We start from the raw sequence: 2,658 nt of genomic DNA on the forward strand, positions 1-2,658 counted from the left end.
CGTGCTCGACCGTCTCGGCGGCGGCCGCCTCGGAGCGCGGCGCGGAGGGTGCGCTGCCGTCGCCGGCCGCGCCGGCGGGGGTGACCATCAGGCCGGACCGGTGCCCGGGCGGGGCTGGCTGCGCGCCGCCATCGAGCCGTTCTCCGGGTTGTCCGAGGGCAGGTGCAGGGGCAGCAGCGAGCGCGGCTCGCGCGGGACCTCGTCGCGGTGCACCACGGTGGCCTTGAGCAGGGCGTACATGAGGCCGGCCTTCTCGCGGTCCACCGCGGCCGGGCCGGAGATGACGCCGCGCAGGAACCAGCCGGGGCCGTCCACGCCCACGAAGCGCACCGGCGCGGTCCTGGCCTCCCCCTGGCCGTCACCGAGCTGGCCGGTGCGCGGCATGCGCGCGTGGATCTCCGGGCCCAGCGGGCCGTCCACCACGGCGCCGTGGCTGCCGGAGCGCTCCAGGCCCTCCTCGAGGCCGGAGCGGATGTCCTCCCACAGCCCGCCGCTCAGCGGGGCGGCGTAGGCCTGGAGCTGCAGGTTGGAGTCGCCCACGAGGACGTTCACCGCCGTGACGGCGCCGGTGGCGCGGTCGGACTCCAGGCGCATCTGCATGCCGCCCACGCCGGGCACCCAGATCGAGCCCATGTCCACGCGGTTGCGGGGCGAGGGCACCTCGGTGGAGTCGTACGGGCCGGTGGCGCGCAGGCCCTCGGGGCGCGGCAGGCCCAGCGCGGCGGCCTCCTCGGACTCGGCGCGCAGCATGTCGCGCTGCTCGGGCTCCATCTCGGCGGCCTCGTCGGGGAGCTCCTCGGCCGCGGCGGTCTCGGACGCGGGCTCGACCGCGGCCACGATGCCCTCCAGGCCGCCCATCCGGTCCACCTCGTCGGCGGAGAGGCCGAGCTCCCGCAGCTCGTCGTCGGTCAGGTCGGAGCCACGCACGGACCCGGCCGGGGCCTGGTGGTCGGGCTGGGTGCGGGACCGCTTGAACAGTGCCATGCCTTAGGTGTCTCCTCGTCGGTGCGGCGGGTGGTGCCAGGTGCTCAGCGTCCGGTGGACCCGTGTCCGCCGGTGCCGCGCTCGGTGGTGCCCAACAGCGCCACGTCCTCGACCTCCTCGATGGCGGGGAGCTCCACCCGCTGCACGAGCAGCTGGGCGATGCGGTCCCCGACACCCACCGTAAAGGGTGCGGTCCGGTCGGTGTTCAGCAGGCACACGCGGACCTCCCCGCGGTAGCCGGCGTCGATGGTGCCCGGCGCGTTCACCACGGTGATGCCGTGGCGTGCGGCCAGCCCGGAACGGGGGTGGACCAGGCCCACCGTGCCCGGTTCCAGGGCCACCGCGATGCCGGTGCCCACGAGGGCCCGCTCGCCGGGGGCCAGGGTGACCTCCTCGCTGGCGTACAGGTCCGCACCCGCGTCGTCGGCGTGCGCCCGGGTGGGCAGCGTGGCCGACGGCGTGAGGCGGGCGACGCGCAGCGAGGGGGTCATCGTGCTCTCAGGCGCACTCCGAGCAGACGAGCTGGCCGTTCTTCTCGGCGGCCAGCTGGCTGCGGTGGTGCACCAGGAAGCAGGAGGAGCAGGTGAATTCGTCGGTCTGCGTGGGCAGCACGCGCACCGACAGCTCCTCGGAGGAGAGGTCGGCGCCGGGCAGCTCGAAGCCCTCGGCCTGCTCGGTCTCGTCGACGTCGACGTTGCCGGAGGTGGTGTCGCCGCGGCGGTTCTTCAACTCCTCGATCGAGTCGGCCTCGATGTCGTCGTCGTTCTTGCGCGGAGCGTCGTAATCGGTCGCCACAGCCATCTCCTGGAAGTAAGGGACACCGCGCCGGGCCGGCGCAGCACGCGCGGAGAGTGCACCATCCGCGGGGATTTTGCAACACCGTTGCCGGCGCGGTGATTCCCGCGCCGGATCACGCCTCCAGCCGCACCAGCTCGTCGTGCAGCCAGCTGCCCACCGACGGCCCGCCGGCCACCACCACGGGGTCCCCCAGCGGGGCACCTCCCAGGCCGCCGACGACGCCCCCGGCCTCGCTCACCACGAGCACCCCGGCGGCGTGGTCCCACACCTGCGTGCCCTTCTCGTAGTAGGCGTCCAGGCGGCCGGCGGCCACGCAGCACAGGTCGAGGGCGGCCGAGCCCATGCGGCGCAGGTCGCGCACCTGCGGCAGCAGCGCGGCGGCCACCCGACCCTGCTCGCGGCGGCGCCCGGCGTCGTACCCGAACCCGGTGCCCACCAGGGCGCGGCCCGGGTCCTCCAGAGAGGTGACCGCCAAGGACCGCTCGCGCCCGTCGGGGCCCTGCAGCACCGCCCCCTGCCCGAGGCCGGCGTGGAAGAGCTCGCCCCAGACCGGGGCGCCCACGGCACCGGCCACGGTGCGCCAGGCGCCCGGCGTGCGCGGGTCGCCCACCACGCACGCCACCGAGACCCCCCAGGCCGGCAGGCCGTAGAGGTAGTTCACGGTGCCGTCGACGGGGTCCACCACCCACGTGAGGCCCGACGCACCCGCTGCCCCCTCGGCGCCGTACTCCTCCCCCAGCACCGCGTCGTCCGGGCGCGCTGCGGCCAGCTGCTCGCGGAGCCACTGCTCACTGGCCCGGTCGGCCGCGGTCACCACGTCGGTGGCCGAGGACTTGGTGTCGGCCACCTCGACGGTGTCCGGCCTCCCGGCCAGCA

General features: G+C 75.5%; 4 protein-coding genes. All 4 read right to left on the minus strand.

Annotated elements, in window-relative coordinates; genetic code table 11:
- Positions 1–87: 87 nt before the first annotated feature.
- Positions 88–984 (minus strand): DUF3710 domain-containing protein, encoded by an 897-nt coding sequence (locus HMPREF3099_RS07565; protein WP_070705419.1) that lies wholly within the window; start codon positions 982–984, stop codon positions 88–90.
- A gap of 44 nt (positions 985–1,028) precedes the next feature.
- Positions 1,029–1,475: a dUTP diphosphatase gene (gene dut / locus HMPREF3099_RS07570; RefSeq protein ID WP_070705420.1), complete on the minus strand. Its 447-nt coding sequence runs from the start codon at positions 1,473–1,475 to the stop codon at positions 1,029–1,031.
- A gap of 7 nt (positions 1,476–1,482) precedes the next feature.
- Positions 1,483–1,779 carry a DUF4193 domain-containing protein gene (locus HMPREF3099_RS07575; RefSeq protein ID WP_070705421.1) on the minus strand — a complete coding sequence of 99 codons (297 nt, stop codon included), beginning with the start codon at positions 1,777–1,779 and terminating at the stop codon, positions 1,483–1,485.
- Positions 1,780–1,894: 115 nt separating this feature from the next.
- The coding region (locus HMPREF3099_RS07580) for an inositol monophosphatase family protein (RefSeq protein WP_141762054.1) at positions 1,895–2,658 on the minus strand (764 nt) is incomplete at its 5' end.

This window comes from Kytococcus sp. HMSC28H12 (assembly GCF_001816045.1).
GTDB classification, from domain to species: domain Bacteria; phylum Actinomycetota; class Actinomycetes; order Actinomycetales; family Dermatophilaceae; genus Kytococcus; species Kytococcus schroeteri.